At 40.6% G+C, this 17,651-nt stretch carries 17 protein-coding genes and 1 pseudogene; 3 read left to right on the top strand and 15 right to left on the bottom strand.

Going from position 1 to position 17,651, the window contains the following annotated elements:
- Positions 1–119: 119 nt before the first annotated feature.
- The 3 genes from CRO56_RS13430 to CRO56_RS13420 all read right to left on the bottom strand — a co-directional run bounded on the left by CRO56_RS13430 (position 120) and on the right by CRO56_RS13420 (position 3,814).
- Complete coding sequence (locus CRO56_RS13430; RefSeq protein ID WP_097159122.1) at positions 120–1,016, bottom strand: cation diffusion facilitator family transporter; 897 nt, start codon at positions 1,014–1,016, stop codon at positions 120–122.
- A 143-nt stretch (positions 1,017–1,159) separates the two neighbouring features.
- The gene (gene secDF, locus CRO56_RS13425) at positions 1,160–3,433 is read right to left on the bottom strand and encodes a protein translocase subunit SecDF (RefSeq protein ID WP_097159121.1); all 2,274 of its coding nucleotides are present in this window, start codon (positions 3,431–3,433) and stop codon (positions 1,160–1,162) included.
- 69 nt (positions 3,434–3,502) lie between these two features.
- Positions 3,503–3,814, bottom strand: coding sequence for a post-transcriptional regulator (locus CRO56_RS13420; RefSeq protein WP_245855875.1), 312 nt, complete (start codon positions 3,812–3,814; stop codon positions 3,503–3,505).
- Between the two features lie 101 nt (positions 3,815–3,915).
- Between CRO56_RS13420 and spoVB the strand changes: the two genes are divergently transcribed.
- Positions 3,916–5,487, top strand: coding sequence for a stage V sporulation protein B (spoVB, locus tag CRO56_RS13415; RefSeq protein ID WP_097159119.1), 1,572 nt, complete (start codon positions 3,916–3,918; stop codon positions 5,485–5,487).
- A 43-nt stretch (positions 5,488–5,530) separates the two neighbouring features.
- Here spoVB and CRO56_RS13410 read toward each other — a convergent pair whose 3' ends face one another.
- On the bottom strand, positions 5,531–6,193 hold the full coding sequence (locus CRO56_RS13410) for a DUF421 domain-containing protein (RefSeq protein ID WP_097159118.1): 663 nt from the start codon (positions 6,191–6,193) through the stop codon (positions 5,531–5,533).
- Between the two features lie 215 nt (positions 6,194–6,408).
- Between CRO56_RS13410 and CRO56_RS13405 the strand changes: the two genes are divergently transcribed.
- Complete coding sequence (locus CRO56_RS13405) at positions 6,409–6,789, top strand: TIGR04086 family membrane protein (protein ID WP_097159117.1); 381 nt, start codon at positions 6,409–6,411, stop codon at positions 6,787–6,789.
- A gap of 81 nt (positions 6,790–6,870) precedes the next feature.
- Here CRO56_RS13405 and yajC read toward each other — a convergent pair whose 3' ends face one another.
- From yajC to safA, 11 genes and pseudogenes are all read right to left on the bottom strand, one after another.
- A complete protein-coding gene (gene yajC, locus CRO56_RS13400; RefSeq protein WP_097159116.1) occupies positions 6,871–7,155 on the bottom strand; it encodes a preprotein translocase subunit YajC in 285 nt (94 codons plus the stop codon).
- Between the two features lie 22 nt (positions 7,156–7,177).
- Positions 7,178–8,338 carry a tRNA guanosine(34) transglycosylase Tgt gene (gene tgt / locus CRO56_RS13395; RefSeq protein ID WP_097159115.1) on the bottom strand — a complete coding sequence of 387 codons (1,161 nt, stop codon included), beginning with the start codon at positions 8,336–8,338 and terminating at the stop codon, positions 7,178–7,180.
- Positions 8,304–9,362, bottom strand: coding sequence for a tRNA preQ1(34) S-adenosylmethionine ribosyltransferase-isomerase QueA (gene queA / locus CRO56_RS13390; RefSeq protein WP_097159114.1), 1,059 nt, complete (start codon positions 9,360–9,362; stop codon positions 8,304–8,306). Before queA ends, tgt begins: the two co-directional genes overlap by 35 nt.
- A 65-nt stretch (positions 9,363–9,427) precedes the next feature.
- The gene (locus tag CRO56_RS13385) at positions 9,428–9,607 is read right to left on the bottom strand and encodes a DUF2905 domain-containing protein (RefSeq protein WP_425427204.1); all 180 of its coding nucleotides are present in this window, start codon (positions 9,605–9,607) and stop codon (positions 9,428–9,430) included.
- 20 nt (positions 9,608–9,627) lie between these two features.
- On the bottom strand, positions 9,628–10,629 hold the full coding sequence (ruvB, locus tag CRO56_RS13380) for a Holliday junction branch migration DNA helicase RuvB (protein ID WP_097159112.1): 1,002 nt from the start codon (positions 10,627–10,629) through the stop codon (positions 9,628–9,630).
- Positions 10,630–10,635: 6 nt separating this feature from the next.
- Positions 10,636–11,238: a Holliday junction branch migration protein RuvA gene (gene ruvA / locus CRO56_RS13375; RefSeq protein ID WP_097159111.1), complete on the bottom strand. Its 603-nt coding sequence runs from the start codon at positions 11,236–11,238 to the stop codon at positions 10,636–10,638.
- Between the two features lie 162 nt (positions 11,239–11,400).
- Positions 11,401–11,934 carry an intercompartmental signaling factor BofC gene (locus tag CRO56_RS13370; protein ID WP_097159110.1) on the bottom strand — a complete coding sequence of 178 codons (534 nt, stop codon included), beginning with the start codon at positions 11,932–11,934 and terminating at the stop codon, positions 11,401–11,403.
- Between the two features lie 112 nt (positions 11,935–12,046).
- Positions 12,047–12,691, bottom strand: a complete 645-nt coding sequence (locus CRO56_RS13365) for a YhcN/YlaJ family sporulation lipoprotein (RefSeq protein WP_179714278.1) — start codon at positions 12,689–12,691, stop codon at positions 12,047–12,049.
- Between the two features lie 98 nt (positions 12,692–12,789).
- Positions 12,790–13,530, bottom strand: a complete 741-nt coding sequence (gene nadE / locus CRO56_RS13360; protein WP_097159108.1) for an NAD(+) synthase — start codon at positions 13,528–13,530, stop codon at positions 12,790–12,792.
- A 28-nt stretch (positions 13,531–13,558) separates the two neighbouring features.
- Positions 13,559–14,542 (bottom strand): phosphotransferase, encoded by a 984-nt coding sequence (locus CRO56_RS13355; RefSeq protein ID WP_097159107.1) that lies wholly within the window; start codon positions 14,540–14,542, stop codon positions 13,559–13,561.
- Between the two features lie 2,074 nt (positions 14,543–16,616).
- A pseudogene (safA, locus tag CRO56_RS23635) lies at positions 16,617–16,760 on the bottom strand (SafA/ExsA family spore coat assembly protein); the annotation flags it as partial.
- Positions 16,761–17,084: 324 nt separating this feature from the next.
- Between safA and CRO56_RS13345 the strand changes: the two are divergent.
- Positions 17,085–17,621: a transcription repressor NadR gene (locus tag CRO56_RS13345; RefSeq protein ID WP_097159106.1), complete on the top strand. Its 537-nt coding sequence runs from the start codon at positions 17,085–17,087 to the stop codon at positions 17,619–17,621.
- The last annotated feature ends 30 nt before the right edge of the window (positions 17,622–17,651 follow it).

Below are 17,651 nucleotides of genomic sequence, written 5' to 3'. Positions count from 1 at the left end.
CATGTGTCTGGAGCGGAATGGAACGGACACGTTTACCTCTACATTTGAAAAATATATTCAGATAGCAACAATCTTTGTGAAAACAGTCAAATCAAAAAAGCAGCGATATGTTGCTGCTCTCAGTTTTCCGGATTATATGGATTCACGTGTACAAAGACATCTTGTACACCTTCTTGTTCCATTAGTGTTTCTTTCACTTTTTTACCGACAAGATGTCCATCTTCAACCGTCATATGCGGGTCAACGGCGATTTTAATATCAACAATCACATAATGACCATGCTCTCTTGCATGGAGTTCATTAATTTTCTTTACTTCTGTAATTGACTCAACCGACTTTCTCATGTCAAGGGTGTCTTCTTCATGCAGGACGTGATCTAACGTGTTATGAATCGATTCAGTTCCAAGTGTCCATGCCATTTTTAATATCAATACTGCCACAATCATCCCTGCAACCGGGTCGGCATAGACGAGCCATTCAATGTCTAAGTATCCGCCAATAATCGAAGCTCCAATCCCGACTAAGGTTGCAATAGAAGCATATACATCCGAGCGGTCATCATAGGCATTCACAATTAAAGCATCACTTTTCAGTTTTTTCCCTAATCTGAATTTATATTGAAACATCGCTTCTTTTACGAGAATGGAGATGACAATGACATAAATTGCGAGCATAGAGGGTGGACCGATTGGATCAAAAAATGCATCAAAAGAGGTTTTTCCTATTTCAAAGCCGACTATTGCCAAAAGGACGGCTACGATTATGGCAGCAATTGATTCAGCCTTTCCATGCCCATATGGATGATCTTCATCTGGTGGTTGTTTAGCTGCGCGCAAGCCCACCCACACCGCAATTGAGCCTGCCACATCAGATGCCGAATGGACTCCGTCAGCTATTAAAGCACGGCTTCCTGAAATGATTCCAGCGATATATTTGCCTACAGCAAGGACAATGTTACCGATAATACCCACCCAAACGGCAATCTCCGCCTGTTTAAATCTCTCATTTTTCTCCACTGTAGAGCTCCTTCCCATACTTTCTACTTCCATATTGTTTCCGAAAGTCCGTAAACGTTTCTCGGAAAACGCAACAAAAAGCCAGGACCCCTCTCACTTTTTCAGGAAAAGGACAACCTGGCTTACTTTAGCCAATCAAATAATTAAACTTGCGGTTCGTCAGAAATTCGTTTTTTCTGCTTCTCTGTGATAAGAGTTCCTTTTTGCTTGAGCTCTTTCCCCTTCCAAATCATCCAAAGCTGTGCCGCGATAAATAGGGATGAGTATGTTCCTGCAATTAATCCGACTAATAAAGCTAAAGAGAAGTTTTGGATTGGCTCTGCTCCAAGGAAATAAAGAGCAACAACCGTAAAGACAACAGTGATCACTGTATTTATCGATCTGGTTAACGTTTGTCTGATACTCTGATTTACGATTGCTTTAATTTCATCATAAGTCTTGATCCGTTTTTTCATGGTCATATTTTCACGAATCCGGTCAAATGTAACAATCGTATCATTTATCGAATAACCGATAATCGTTAAAACTGATGCTATAAATGTGATATCTACCTCAAGCTGCAAAATACTAAACACGGCAATGATAAAGAAAGCATCATGCAATAAAGCTATGACAGAAGCAATCCCCATTTTTGCTTCGAAACGGAAGGCCACATAAATAATGATTCCGATTGCTGCAATGACGGTTGCATAAAGTGCATTTTTGGCAAGCTCCCGTCCAACTGTTGGAGATACCGTGCTCACACTTGGTTCACTGCCATACAGCTCCGTGAAGTGAGTTTTTATGGCATCGATTTCTTCCTTCGTCATAACGCCTTTGTATTGGACAACTACCATTTCATTATCTTCACCAGCTAAAACTATATCTTCTGACGGCATCCCAATTTCATCCAGTTCACCTGAAACTTCCTCAGTTGTCAACGAATCATTGGAAACGATTTGTACCCGTGTACCACTTGAAAAATCAATACCCAAATTTAAGCGGAATACGAGTAAACAAATAAGTCCAGCCGCAATTAAAACACCTGACGTTATAAAGAATGTCTTCCGGTGTTTCACAAAATCAAATTTGTCAAATCTGGTTGGTAAATCATAAGGGCTATACCCTTCAGCAATATCTTTTATATCTTTTTTTCTAACGCCGAACCAGACTGGTTTTTTATTCAATGCTTTACTGTTGACCCATAATCCCAGTAATAGTCTTGTTCCATAAATAGCCGTAATAAAACTAACTAAAATACTTACAATTAATGTAGTCGCAAACCCTTTTACAGAGCTTGTCCCAAAAATGAAGAGAACAACGCCTGCTAATAAGGTTGTAATATTCGCATCGAAAATAGTCAGTAAAGACGTCTTATTTCCTTCCTGGAAGGCTGCTTTAATTGAACGTCCTACTTTTATTTCCTCTTTAATTCTTTCATACGTAATAATATTGGCATCGACCGCCATCCCGACCCCTAAAATAAGGGCAGCAATGCCAGGTAATGTCAGAACTGCGTTCATCCAGTCAAATACTAATAAAACCAGGAATAAATAAACAGATAACGTAATAACGGCAATAAGCCCTGGAAAACGGTAATAGGCAAGCATGAAAATAAAGATGAGCCCGATCCCTATAATTCCTGCATAAATCGTTTTCTGAAGCGCCTGCTCACCAAACTGAGCTCCTACAGATGTGGAATAAACCTCATCAAGTTTAACTGGCAAACTTCCTGAATTTAAGAGCGAGGCAAGGGTTTGCGCTTCCTCGACAGAGAAATTACCAGTAATCATGACTTCTGTCGTATTTAGCACTTCATCGACACCTGGATCTGAGATAAAACCGCGCTCTTCTTCAGGCTTTAGTAATTCTTCCTGATAAGAATCGCCTTCTTCATAATCAAGCCAGATTACAATTTTACGTGTTCCATCTTCTAATACTTTTCTTGTGGCTTCTGCAAAAAGAGACGCATCTTTTAATTTAAGCGTAACCATAGGTGCATTCGTGTCCGGATTAAAGGATTGCTTCGCTCCACCTTCGACTAAGTCTGAACCGTCTAATAACAGGTTATCATTTATATCTCTAAAACTGATATTTGCTTCAGTTGCCAGTAACTCCCTGGCAGTTGCCTGATCTTCAATACCTGCCAGCTGAACACGAATCCGATTTCCTTCTTCAATTTCGATGCTAGGTTCATTGACTCCCAGTGAGTCGATCCTTTCACTGAGTGTTTGAGCTGTACTGGATACCATTTCAGGTGTAACTTCTTTATCTTCATTTTCATCAATTGGTTTTACTTCGTATAAGACCTCGAATCCTCCTTGCAGGTCTAATCCAAGCCTGATATTTCCAAGTATATCTTTCGTTGTGAGCCCCATTGTACTAGCTAATAACACGACAATGAGAAAAAACGCAACGATCCGACTGCGTTTAACCATTATGTAGAATCCTCCTTAATTCCGTTGCCTTTCCAACTGGGTTGTCCTTGGATAACTTAAAAAATCTATTTATTCGGGTCTAAAAGCGAGCAGCTCTTTCAGCTCTTCCTCATCTATTTTCGCAAAAAGATTAGGGGATTTAAAAGCTTCAATTGTTTGATAGCTCATAAATTCCTGCGGTTTTACCTGTAAAATATCCCTTACTAATCGATGTATATGAATATCACCGCTCAGCTTTTTCCATTTTTTAGCCAGCAAAAAGGTCCAGAGCTGATCTTCTGTTACCTTTTTATACCCTAGTAATGAAAGTTCATTGAGCTTGCTTTCTAAAGCAGGTTTTAATTCTAGGCGATAAGACTCCCACGCTTTTGTCGTATCCAAGGTACTCTCTCCTTTTAAACTTGTCATGCTTTGTCCACATGTAAGCATATATATCATTGTATATGAAGCAAACGATTTTGAGAAGGCAGGGAGAAACCAATATGTCCAAATTTATAAAAGGGACGATTATTCTGATCATAGCAGGATTTATTACGAGAATACTTGGTTTTATTAATCGCGTTGTCATTGCTAGAGTCATCGGGGAAGAGGGAGTCGGCCTTTATATGATGGCTTTTCCTACCTTTATCCTAGTTATTACTCTAACACAGCTTGGTTTACCGGTGGCAATTTCGAAAAATGTTGCTGAAGCCGAAGCCAAAGGGGATATGAAAAAGGTAAAAAAGATTTTAGTCGTCTCGTTAGCATCTACCTTATCCCTGTCGCTTGTATTTACCCCTTCCCTTTTACTTTTAGCTCCCGCTCTGTCTGAGCTCTTTTTTACTGACCAAAGAACAATCTACCCGCTTATTGCGATTGCACCAGTAATTCCAATCATTGCCGTTTCATCAGTGATTCGCGGATATTTTCAGGGAAGACAAAATATGAAGCCTGCTGCGATTTCGCAAGTGATTGAACAATTTGTGCGTATCCTTTTAATCGCTTTTATGACAAAAGCCTTCTTGCCTTACGGGGTGGAGTACGCTGCTGCGGCAGCGATGGTTGCTTCGATTATGGGTGAGCTTGCTTCTCTTATTTATTTGCTGACCATGTTTAAATTAAAGAAACACTTTCGGGTTAGAAAAAAGTTTTTCCAAAGCATCCGCTCAAGTGCCAATGTATTCAATGAATTAATGAGAGTAGCCTTACCAACACTTGGCAGCCGTATTATCGGGTCTGTCTCTTGGTTTCTCGAACCAATTGTAGTAGCAAATAGTCTTGCCTTAGCAGGTGTAGCAACACAGCTTGCTACCAAACAATATGGAGCATTAACTGGCTTTGCGCTTCCATTGCTTTTTCTTCCCTCTTTTATCACTTACGCTCTTTCAACTTCACTTGTACCGGCTATCAGTGAAGCGAATACATTAAATGATCGGCGCCTTGTGGAGAGCCGGTTAAATCAGACTTTGAGATTTTCATATGTGACAGGAGGATTATCAGTCGTCATTCTCTTTGTCCTGGCAGAACCGTTGATGTCAGCGATGTACGGTTCAACAAATGGTGCAGCCTTTATTAAGGTTATGGCTCCCTTTTTTATTTTTCATTATGTCCAGGGACCTCTTACAGCTGTACTTCAGGCCTTGGATTTGGCCAAAGCGGCTATGTATAATAGTTTTTTTGGAAATATAGCCAAATTATTAACGATTCTTTTTTTGGCTTCAAATCCGCAATTTGGAATTATGGGAGCTGCACTCGGAATGGTAGTAGGTATAGTCCTTGTTACTTTCTTACATTACTTTACGGTTCTTAAATCCATTCAATTTTCGATTAATATCCGTGAATTATGTAAAGTAGTTATGACCATGTTCACGACAGGCTGGATCGGAGATATGCTGCTGCCTTATTTAAATTCGCAGTCAAACGTGATCCAGCTTATTGTCTCTGCTTGTATTATGACTGGTCTTTACCTGTTTATTTCCGGCTTATTAGGATTAATTAAGAAAGAGGAAGCTGGAAGAATTCCTTATATCGGAGGCTTTCTTTCAAAGTTTGTCTTTATACCAAAGTATAGATAAAGAAAAACAAATGGTCAGACCAGTTATCATTCTGGTCTGACCCTTATTTACCGGGCGTTATTTCATCCTTTTCATCAATAAAAAACTCACCGTTTTGGTAGCTGCAAAAGGAGATTTTCTTTAAATCTGTATATCCTTTGGCTTTTAGCTTTTCAAGCAGCCATTTTTTCGATCGACTGATCACTTCTAAATTTTCTTCTTGAATTAATCCATCAATGATTAATGGAAGGGTAAAATCAGCCTTCTCCAGATTGTCGTCCTTTGTAAAAATCGATAACTTGCCTGATGGTTCTAAAATTGCAAAATCAACATCTGATATGTTTCGAATATCTTTTTCCCTCAGCTGCAAGAGCAAGTCATCAAAATTATACCGATGCTTTTTCATAGACACCTCATCAATCTTGCCTTTATTAATAATGATAGCCGGCTGACCATCGACTATTTGGCGGAACCGCACACTTTTTAAAGATATATAGGCAAGAAGAACTTGAACAGCTAATAAAAGAACCATCGGCAGTAACTGTAAAAGTATCGGTGTAGATGTATCTTCTATGGCTAAGACTGCTAACTCAGCAATCATAATAAAGACAACGAGATCTAATATACTTAGCTCGCCAATCTCTCTTTTCCCCATTAGTCGAAAGATCACAATGATCGCGAAGTAAATGAGGAGCGTTCGCAGTACAACCACGATGTATTCATCCAAGGTCTGTTCCCCTCCTATTGCTTCCTTTCCTATTTTCTAACAAGTGTACAAAATTATGCTGTCGAAAAATTCCAACTAAAATTATCTGGAAAAATTTTTAGGAAGTCAGATGCAGGGGTTTAAACTTTCAGATAAATTTTCTTGGACAAAAGGATTCTATTTAGGCAGCAACCTGAATATGCTTGTACTAAAAGATTTGAGGGGAGTGGAGAACCATCGAAACTAAAAAATTAAGTCAGGCCATATTTTATGGTGTATTAACAATATTTATTTTTGCGCTCATAACAAGTCTGATCTTTTCTCTTTTATTAAGATTTACCTCACTTCAAGAACATTCATTACAATATGTAATCACAGGGATTACCTTTTTAGCGATGTTTATCGGCGGTTTTATTTCTGGAGGAAAAGGAAAGGAAAGAGGCTGGTTATCAGGCGGTTTAACAGGTGTCTTTTTCACGTTCATTATCCTCTTATTCCAATACTTAGGGTATGATTCTATGTTCACATTAAGGGAATTAGTATACCACTTATGCTTTATCATCACATCGATGATGGGCGGGATTTTAGGCGTAAATGTGACGTCCAGCAGGGCATAACGAAACGGACCGAGCCTTCATTTATTACATGGATAAAGTATAAAATTAAAATAAAAAAACTGGCGAATTTGCGCCAGTTTTTTATTTGTCTAAACTTGGTGATTTTGCTTTCTCGACCACTTCGCGTACTGCTGCACGATCGTATGTAAGACGGCTTCCATCTCCACATTTAATGACAATTTGTCCTTCGTCAATTGCATCAACAAAGCCATGTAGGCCCCCAATTGTTACAACCTTATCCCCTTTTTGAAGGTCACGTTGCATTTGCTGAACCGACTTTTGACGTTTTTGCTGTGGACGGATTAGCAGGAAATAAAATAATACAAACATTAAAATAATCGGTAATAAACCTGCAAGAGATTCCATTTATGTTTCACTCCTTCCTATATTAAAAATTTTTCGCATTGGGACGATTAAAACCATACTGTTCGAAAAACTCCTCCCGAAAATCAAGGAGACGGTCTTCACGAATGGCTTGTCTTACCTGCTTCATTAAGTTTAGCAGAAAATACAGATTATGATAAGTAGTAAGTCTAATTCCAAACGTTTCATTCGCTTTTATTAAATGCCTGATATAGGCACGTGAATAATTCCGGCATGTATAACAGTCACAATGCTCGTCTAATGGACCATAATCTCTTTCGAATTTTGCATTTTTTATATTTAGCCGACCATTGCTTGTCATAAGCGTACCGTTGCGGGCAATCCTTGTCGGAAGGACACAATCAAACATGTCGATTCCCCGGATTGAACCGTCAATTAAAGAATCAGCACTTCCTACTCCCATCAGATAGCGCGGTTTATCGGCTGGAAGAAGGGGAGTGGTAAATTCTAATACCCGATTCATAACATCCTTTGGCTCACCTACAGAAAGTCCCCCTACCGCGTAGCCTGGAAAATCTAATGATACTAAATCCTTCGCGCTTAGCTCTCTTAACTCCTGATATTCTCCACCTTGAACAATCCCAAAAAGCCCTTGTACATCTTTGCGCTTATGTGCTTTTAGACACCTTTCCGCCCATCTGCTTGTACGTTCGACTGACTTTTTCATGTATTCAAAGGTTGCCGGGTATGGCGGACATTCATCAAACGCCATCATAATGTCTGAACCAAGTGCATTTTGGATTTCCATTGCTTTTTCAGGTGATAGGAATAGGCGGTCTCCATTTAAATGATTTCTAAAGTGAACGCCTTCTTCCTCAATCCTTCTCATATCACTTAAACTAAAAACCTGGAATCCGCCCGAATCTGTTAAGATTCCCTGATCCCAATTCATAAACCCGTGAAGACCTCCTGCTCCTTTTACAATGTCCTCTCCCGGTCTAAGCCAAAGATGGTATGTGTTACTTAAAATAACGCCAGCACCCATCTCCTTTAAATCTTCCGGAGACATTGTTTTAACGGTTGCCAATGTCCCCACTGGCATAAACATTGGTGTTTCAAAGGAACCATGCGGAGTATGTAAGATTCCTAAACGTGCACCGGATTGTTTACACGCCTTTATAAATTCGTATCTAATTGGTAGTGTCAATGCCTGTACTCCCTTCATGAATCAGCATAGCATCGCCAAAGCTAAAGAAGCGATAGCGCTCTTTCACGGCTTCCTCATATGCTTTCATTATAAAATCGCGGCTAGCGAGCGCACTCACCAGCATGATTAATGTCGACTTTGGCAAATGAAAGTTGGTAATCATGCCATCAATCCCTTTAAAAACAAATCCGGGATAAATAAATATATCGGTCCAGCCTGAGTCTGCCTCAAAATGACCGTTATTTTTTTGCGCAATGGTTTCTAATGTTCGGGTTGAAGTGGTGCCAACAGAAATGATTCTTCCTCCCGCTTGTTTTACCCGATTTAACAGCTGCGCCGTTTCCTCTGTCATTTGGTAAAATTCTGAATGCATTTGATGTTTATTAATATCTTCCACTTGAACTGGTCGAAAAGTCCCCAATCCAACGTGAAGGGTAATAAAGGCAATGTGAACACCTTTTTTTTGAATTTCGTCTAACAGCAGTTCGGTAAAATGCAGGCCGGCTGTTGGTGCGGCAGCAGACCCCTCGTGTTTCGCGTATACAGTCTGGTATCGGTCTTTATCCTCTAATTGCTCCGTAATATAAGGCGGAAGCGGCATTTCACCTAATTGATCCAAAATCTCATAAAAAATTCCTTCATATAAAAATTTAAAAATACGCCCGCCAAACTCAGTTGTCCCAATACATTCTGCACGCAAGAGCCCATTACCAAAGGATAGGGTGGTTCCAGGTTTCACTTTTTTCCCGGGTTTAACTAATGTTTCCCATTGATTAGAGCCAACTTCCTTTAATAAGAGAACTTCTACCTTGGCACCTGTGTCTTCTTTGACTCCATAAAGCCGTGCCGGCAGAACCCTTGTATCATTCAATACTAAACAATCACCCGGATTCAGATAGTTAATAATATCTCGAAAGATGCGGTGTTCTATTGCGCCAGTTCTTTTATTTAAAACCATTAGTCTGCTTTCTTCTCTGTGTTCTAATGGAGTTTGCGCTATTAATTCTGGCGGGAGGTTAAAATCAAACTCATCTACCTTCATGATGCTTACCAATCTCCAATCTCGAAGCTTAAACTTGGATGTTGATTTCCGCTCCAATCAACATACTAAAATCTTCGTAAAAAATAAAATATAAGAGATAATATAATACTAACTAAGATGGATGTAACAATAGGAAAATAAAAGGTAGTGTTTCCTTTCTTAATCACGATATCACCGGGAAGTTTCCCAAGCTTAAAGAAATAAAACAGAAGTCCGACGATAAATAATACAGCACCTAATGTCATCAGGATTTTCCCTATCCCACTCAATCCTTTGGCACCTCCATCTTAAAATGACGATAGGCTAATTCTGTTACGACACGTCCTCTTGGCGTTCTTTGTATAAATCCAATTTGCAATAAATACGGTTCATAGACTTCCTCAACCGTTGTTACTTCTTCCCCGATCGTGGCGGAAATTGTTTCGACTCCGACAGGACCGCCTCTATATTTTTCAATCATGCTGAGCAGCAGTTTATGATCAATATGATCTAGTCCTTGTTTATCAACTTGAAGCTGATCGAGTGCATTGTTGGTTATATCGAGATCAATACAATCGTTCCCTTGCACTTGAGCAAAATCACGGACCCTGCGCAGTAGGCGATTTGCTATTCGCGGAGTTCCCCTTGATCTTTTGGCTATTTCAAAGGCAGCAGGTTCAATGACCTCAATCCCAAAAATTTCTGCTGTTCTTGTTATGATTTTAGCCAAATCCTTTGTTTCATAATACTCTAACCGGCAAAGAACCCCAAATCGGTCTCTTAAAGGAGCGGACAGTGCCCCGGCCCGAGTTGTTGCTCCTACTAATGTAAAGGGAGGGAGATCAATTCGCACAGAGCGTGCACCTTCTCCTCTACCGATTACAATATCGAGACAAAAATCTTCCATTGCACTGTATAATACCTCTTCAACTGCCCGATTCAAACGATGAATTTCATCAATAAATAATACATCTCCAGGGGCTAAAGAGGTGAGAATCGCTGCTAAATCACCGGCTCTTTCAATCGCCGGACCAGAAGTAGTTTTTAATTGGACGCTCATCTCTGAAGCAATAATGCTTGCTAATGTTGTCTTTCCAAGACCCGGAGGACCATATAACAGGACATGATCTAATGATTCTTCCCTTATTTTCGCAGCTTCAATAAAAATCTTTAAATTATGTTTAACCTGTTCTTGTCCTATGTAATGTTCAAAGCTAGAGGGACGGACGCTTAACTCAAGTGATACATCCTCTGGGCTGACAATATCTGAAACAATTCGATTTTCCACCTTTTATCACCCTTTAGCCATCAGCATTTGTAAACCTTTTTTTACATACAGATCAGTTGTTAAGCGCTCCAGTTTTTCTAATTCCTGCTTAATTTTACTTAACTCTTTATCTGAATATCCTAACGCCTTTAAGGCCAATACAGCTTCTTCGAGTTCATCATATGAATCTGACTTTTTGCTTGTCCTTTTTTCTGCAGTTGGATGAGTACTTATTTCAAAACCTTTGAGTTTCCCTTTTAAGTCTAATATCATTTGCCGGGCAGTTTTCTTACCGACACCAGGAAACTTTGTTAAAAACTTTTCATCCTCCGTTTCGATCGCAGCGGCGACTTCATTTGGTGAAGTAGCTGCCAATACGGCTAATGCCCCTTTAGGCCCAATCCCTGTTACATTTAATAGCTGCTTAAATAACTTTTGTTCTTCCTTACTGATAAATCCGTATAAAGACTGAATTTCCTCTCTTACGTAAAGAAAAGTATAAACCTTAATTTGCCCTTTAGAGAAGCGATATGGATTAGGTGTCATAACTTGATAACCAACCCCATTCACATCGACCACAATATATTCTGGTTCAATATTTACAATTGTTCCATTTAAATATTCATACATACTTCTATCTCCTCAAAGATTTGCTGCCTTCCATTTTATCATACCTTATAAGGAAAAGGTTGGGTTGGTAAAAGGCTGAAGAAATAAGATTTTCGATCATATAAAAATAGGGAAGTGAAATCGAACGCCCTATAATAAGAAAAACCCGGCTAATGCCGGGCTTCATTCCTTTGAATAATTTCTGAACACATTCAGAACTTCCACGTATTGATCTTTCGATGATATGCGAATTCCCTTTTCAAGCTTTTTCCTTTCGATGCTTTCTAGCTTTTTCATATCAAGCTGAAAAAAAGATTGGATAACTCGCTCTTTACTCGGTAAGCCATTAAAAATCGATAACACCCCATCGTTAGTAACCCCAAAGTACCCATTAGATTTAAGGAGGGGAGAAATATCATCTATATCCTTTTTAAACTTAACTATTCCTGCTTTCATATCGACTAATTGCCAATCTTTATATTTACTCCAGAAATCTTCCATCGCTAGTATTTTTTCGTAAACAACCTCTTCGCTAGTTTCACCATCGATATAGTTTCTTTCCAAAATGACCTTAACCACTAATGGCTTCATTTCTCTTGCTGTAGCTTGAACCGCTTGCGCTTCCTCATTTCTGAAAGAATGGTTACCGAAAAATACAAGTCCATATGCTGCGGTTACAAGTAAAAAGAGAATAACTATACGCAGATGAAGTGTCATACTGGTCACCTCGGTAGTTAAAATGTATTCTTTAGTTAGTTTGACCAAACATAGAAACTTTATCCATTTTAAATATAATTAAAAAAGCAGAGCCGGTTTGGCCCTGCCTCCGTTATTCTGCAGTTTCCTGTTCATTGGGTAAATAAGTGGAAAAAAGCTCCTCTAATTCACGATTTATCTCATCCACATTTTTACCATCCCGCATTTTATTGTCTACTTCCCGCATTCGGAAAAATTCTTTTGGATCAGTTATGACAACAATTTTTCTTCCATCCTGGTATGGAATCACGGCTTCCCTAACTGTATGAACAACTTGATCCTTGTGAACTGGGTCATCAATCTGCACTCCGAGGAAAATCGTATCATTATATACTATGGTACGAACATGCCGGACATGCTGTACCTCCCCAACCCGGTTAGAAATTTCATTGGCTAATTCACCATTATACCTTTCAAAATAAGGTCTTTGCGTCATCCATTCAGGATTATTAATATGATTATGGTAATTATAATCTGTATCTGAATAGGTATAATCCTCAATCTTGTTCTGACCGCGGTTTAATGTAGGATCGTTATATAATCCTTGCGCAGGACCACGGTGGTTATTCATAAATCCGCCGTCTTGATTTGAATAAAACCCGACTCGCTGGAAGGGGTCGTTCTGAGCCGTTTCACCACCATTTGGGTTGGTGGTACAAGCGGTAACCCCTGCAAGTATGAGACATGTTAGAGGGATACTTACAATTTTTCGGTTCAACCTAAAAACCCCCTTTGCTGACAATTGCATGTTTTTACATGCTATTTTTAGCTTGTCAGCAAAAAGAGGCTTTCATTCTGTCATTTCAGTCCAGTTTGTTAAAATTTAGGGGGTGCAGCTGCCAGATGTCGCTTATGTTCAGACATAGCATGCATTTTTTCAATAATTTGACGGTCTTTTTCAGGAATCGTTTCTCCCCTTAAATAAGCATCAATCATATCGTAAGTTGTGCCCATTTCATTTTCATCGGTTTGACCTTCCCATAGTCCTGCACTTGGCGCTTTATTGATCACATCATCTGGTACACCAAGATATTTTGCCATTTCTCTAACTTCACCTTTAGTTAAGTGAACAAGAGGAACCAAATCTACTCCGCCATCACCATATTTAGTAAAGTATCCGGTATGCCATTCAGCCGCATTGTCAGTTCCGACCACTATATAGCCATAGTTGTTGGCAACAGCATATAACGTAGTCATACGGAGTCTTGCTTTCGTATTAGCTTCCCCTAATTTAGCACGTTCATCATTCCAGGTACCTGCCTCGGCGATCTGCTTTTTGATTTGATCCATTAAAACAGTATGAGTCTCGGATAAGTCAATGATGCGGTAATCAATTTCACTGCTCTCCACTACCTTGAGTGCATCCTCCTGATCACGAGGATTACTTTTACAAGGCATAATTAAACCGAATGAATCGTTGGGAAATGCACGTTTAATTAAATGTGTAACCACCGCAGAGTCAATTCCGCCGCTAATACCCACAATTGCTCCATTTGCATTGGCTTCTTTTACCTTTAATTGGAGCCAAGATACTAAATGATTCACTTTTTCTTCCATTATGTTCTCCCTTTCACAAAGTTTGTCTCTATTTTACCATATTTTGAAGGGAGTCAAAAAAATTTGATCTTTGTTCAAATTGCTCTATGGTTGCGTTTAGTAAGTTATGAATCCATTTTTCTTGCCCCAATAATCTCTGTTTTATGGCTCGATTCCATTCTCGGTATATGTCTGTCGGATACATAAGTGCCTTTAAAAAATAAGGGTCCCGAAGATATTGTGAGATAACTGGGAGATTTGTTAAATGATTTAAGTCCCAATGCAGGAATGGCAAAATGCGATTGGCATATTGCAGGTAATCATGAATAGGGTTTCCTGCTGAAGATAAGTCAAAGTCAATAAGAAACAGGTCATTGTTTTCAGTACGGATGAAGTTATGGTGGGCTACATCGCCATGAAGAATAACTAGTTCATTTTTTTCCTGTGGTGAACGATGTTCAATCATTTTTAAAGATTCCCTGCCCCATTTTAAAATATCATCGATTACCGGAGATGGAACTAAGGTTTCTACTATATGGATATTACGTTTAAATTGCTGAAAGCGATCCACCCATTTTTGATAATAATTGGTTGTTGCAAAATGCGGATTCCCTTCCGCTAATACTTTTTTAGTATGGTCATGAAATTCATTGAGCAGTATGATTCCCGCTTCACAATTTTCAATTGAATTAAAACGGAAAACTGGGTGACCGTGTTCGATCCAAGTAAGAATCCCATAGTATTTCCCCTTATAATGATAGCCTTTATTCATATCAGTTTTTAGAAATTGATAAGTTTTTTTGAAGCCTGCCTTTTGAAGTCTTTTCGTTAACCATTTTTGTTTTTTAAATGAAGCTTTATTGGAAAATCCCTTCCCTACATACATCGTTAGATCGGTCTCAATTTTATAAATATGGTCCCTGACTCGATGGATTTTTTTTATGGGCTCATCTAAATTTGCCTGAAAAAAGGAAAGGAGACGATTATGACTGGGATCGTCTCCTGATAACTTAGACTTGTGGTTCTTGCTCATCATTGTTACGCATCGGTTCAGGACCATAAAGATTTAGACCATATGGGGAATCTTGAACTCCAAACGGAGCCACTTCTCCTTGCGGGTAATAAGGGACTGGGTATCCGTTTGGCATAAGTTTCGGACCGCCGCAGCCACAATCATTAAACAATCCTTGAACTTGTTGCCTAGGTGCATAAGGAGCATCCTGATAATCATCAGAAAAATCATCTTCATATATGCCTTGTGCTTGCGGCGGTGTCATTGAGTATCCTGATCCGCCCATTGGACCTCCGCCATATTGCGGGCTTCCCATTGGTACTCCGCCATATTGCAGGCCTCCCATTGGTACTCCGCCATATTGCGGCCCTCCCATCGGGCCTCCGTCAAATTGCGGGCTTCCCATCGGGCCTCCGCCATATTGCGGGCTTCCCATCGAGCCTCCGCCAAATTGCGGGCCTCCCATCGGGCCTCCGACATATTGCGGGCCTCCCATTGTGCCTCCGCCATATTGCGGGCCTCCCATTGGTACTCCACTAAATTGCGGGCCTCCCATTGGACCTCCGTCATATTCTGGGCCTCCCATAGGGCCTCCGACAAATTGCGGGCCTCCCATCGGGCCTCCGCCATATTGCGGGCCTCCCATTGGTACTCCGCCAAATTGCGGGCCTCCCATCGGGCCACCGTCAAATTGCGGGCCTCCCATCGGGCCTCCGCCATATTGCGGGCCTCCCATCGGGCCTCCGTCAAATTGCGGGCCTCCCATCGGGCCTCCGCCATATTGCGGGCCTCCCATTGGTACTCCGCCAAATTGCGGGCCTCCCATCGGACCTCCGCCATATTGCGGGCCTCCCATTGGTACTCCGCCAAATTGCGGGCCTCCCATTGGTACTCCGCCAAATTGCGGGCCTCCCATTGGTACTCCGCCAAATTGCGGGCCTCCCATTGGTACTCCGCCAAATTGCGGGCCTCCCATTGGTACTCCGCCAAATTGCGGGCCTCCCATTGGTACTCCGCCAAATTGCGGGCCTCCCATTGGTACTCCGCCAAATTGCGAGCCTCCCATCGGTACTCCGCCGTATTCTGGGCCACCTATTGGTCCTGCGTCAAATCCTTGATTTTCCACTGGGGCTCCGCCATATTGTGGGCCTCCCATCGGGCCACCGTCAAATTCTTGGCCTCCCATTAGACCTCCGCCATATTCTAGACCTCCCATTGGTAATCCGCCGAATCCTGGACCTCCCATTGGCGCATGAGGATATTGACCATATGGCTGCATAACTGACTCAGTAAAAGTCGGAAGTTGTGCAAATGGATGTTGTACATTTGGCATAAAAGGCATATTCACATCCTCCATTGTTTCTTCAACACCCATTACCGGATAATCATCAAACGGTTCGTATGGTGATTCGTCCATAAACATCGGCATTTGATTTGGAAATGGCGGTGTTGCGACTCCTTGTACTTGTGGAGCAAAACCAGGCATTAGTCCTAACCCTGGAGGGCATGGCGGCGGGGGACAAAGTCCCGATCCAGGTAAAACAGGCGAGACTGGTACAGCATATTCTTCGAATGCTGGCTGAACTGGAAATTCAGGTACCTCTTCTGTAATAGGGGCAATATTTTCTTCAATTGGAGCAATCGGTTTCTCTTTTATAGGTGCATAAGGTTTTTCCATAATCGGTTTAATAGGTGCAACCGGTTTTTCCTTAATTGGAGCAACGGGTTTTTCCATAATTGGTGCGATTGGTTTAACCGGTGCTTCCTTAATCGGTGCAACCGGTGCCTTTGGCATTTCTTTTTTCACGCCTGGTAAAACGGCTTTAGGCTGTGGCGGAATTTTTGGCATTTCCTTTTTTTGTACGGACATGTTTTCCATGTTGGTCATATAATAATTATTGATATCGATGTCAGGAACAATCGGCTTTGGCATTTTAGGGGTAAATTGTACACCTTCAACTTTTTTAGGCACTTCTTTCTTGGGAACTTCTTTAATTGGTTGCGTTATGGGCTGCTGATTGCTCAAAGGATGTTCCTTAACAGGCAGTTCTTTTCTAGGTACAATTGCTTCTTTTTTTACCGATCCGCCAGAGTCGGGTACTTTAATCTTCATGCCCGGCATAATCATATCGGGGTTTGATAGCTGGGCATTCATCTTTTTTAACTCATCGAAATTCACGCCATATTTTTTGGCGATCTTCCAAAGAGTATCCCCTTTTTGGACAATGTGAATCTTCACGTGCGCTTCCCTCCTGTCAGGCATTCGTCCATATAGTCTATGTGACTCTAGGCATTTTGCTAATCTTCCTCAAAAAAAAAATATGAAAGGATTCGTAAAAATATGTGCCTCCTTGCAAATAAGAATCGACCCTTTACATATTTATGACAAAAATAAAAAGATGTGTGTTTGATGAAAAAGTAAAAAGAGAGGAGGAGAAGAGAGAATAGGGGAGAGGATTGTTTAAAGAGGGAGGAGGCTAAGGTGAGAAGTGATAATAGAGGTATACCATTACATTCCTTGCTTATTTTTAGTAAAATACTACGTATAAGGGAGGGGTTTCCGATGAGTAAAAAAATGTTAGGGGCTGAACGAAGAAACTTTATTTTGAATTTGTTAAAAAACGCGAAGGAGCCTCTTACGGGCAGTGAATTAGCGAAACAAACCAATGTATCACGGCAGGTTATCGTAGGCGACATTACCCTGCTCAAAGCAACGAATGTGCCTATTGTAGCAACGAGTCAAGGTTATATCTATGTTAAAAATGAACCTAATACCTATGTTGAACGGATTGTTGCCTGCTATCATACGCCTGAGCGGACAGAGGAAGAGCTGCAGCTTATTGTCGATTTCGGGGTCACGGTAAAAGACGTAACGATTGATCATCCGGTTTACGGGGATTTAAAAGCATCGGTAATGGTCTCCAATCGAAGGGATGTTCAGCTTTTTATGGAGAATATGAAGAAAAATAAAGCTTCCTTTTTATTAGAACTAACAGAAGGATACCACCTCCATACATTATCCGCACAGAGTGAGCAGCAGCTCGATGAAGCGGAAAAGGCCCTTGAGAAAGCAGGCTTTTTAGTAGAAACGATAAATTAAAGACGGAAAAAAGAAGACTACAGCGTAGCC

The organism is Bacillus oleivorans (assembly GCF_900207585.1).
Taxonomy (GTDB): Bacteria; Bacillota; Bacilli; order Bacillales; family JC228; genus Bacillus_BF; species Bacillus_BF oleivorans.
The sequence above is the reverse complement of the archived record's forward strand: the minus strand, read 5'-3'. Positions and strand labels throughout refer to the sequence as shown.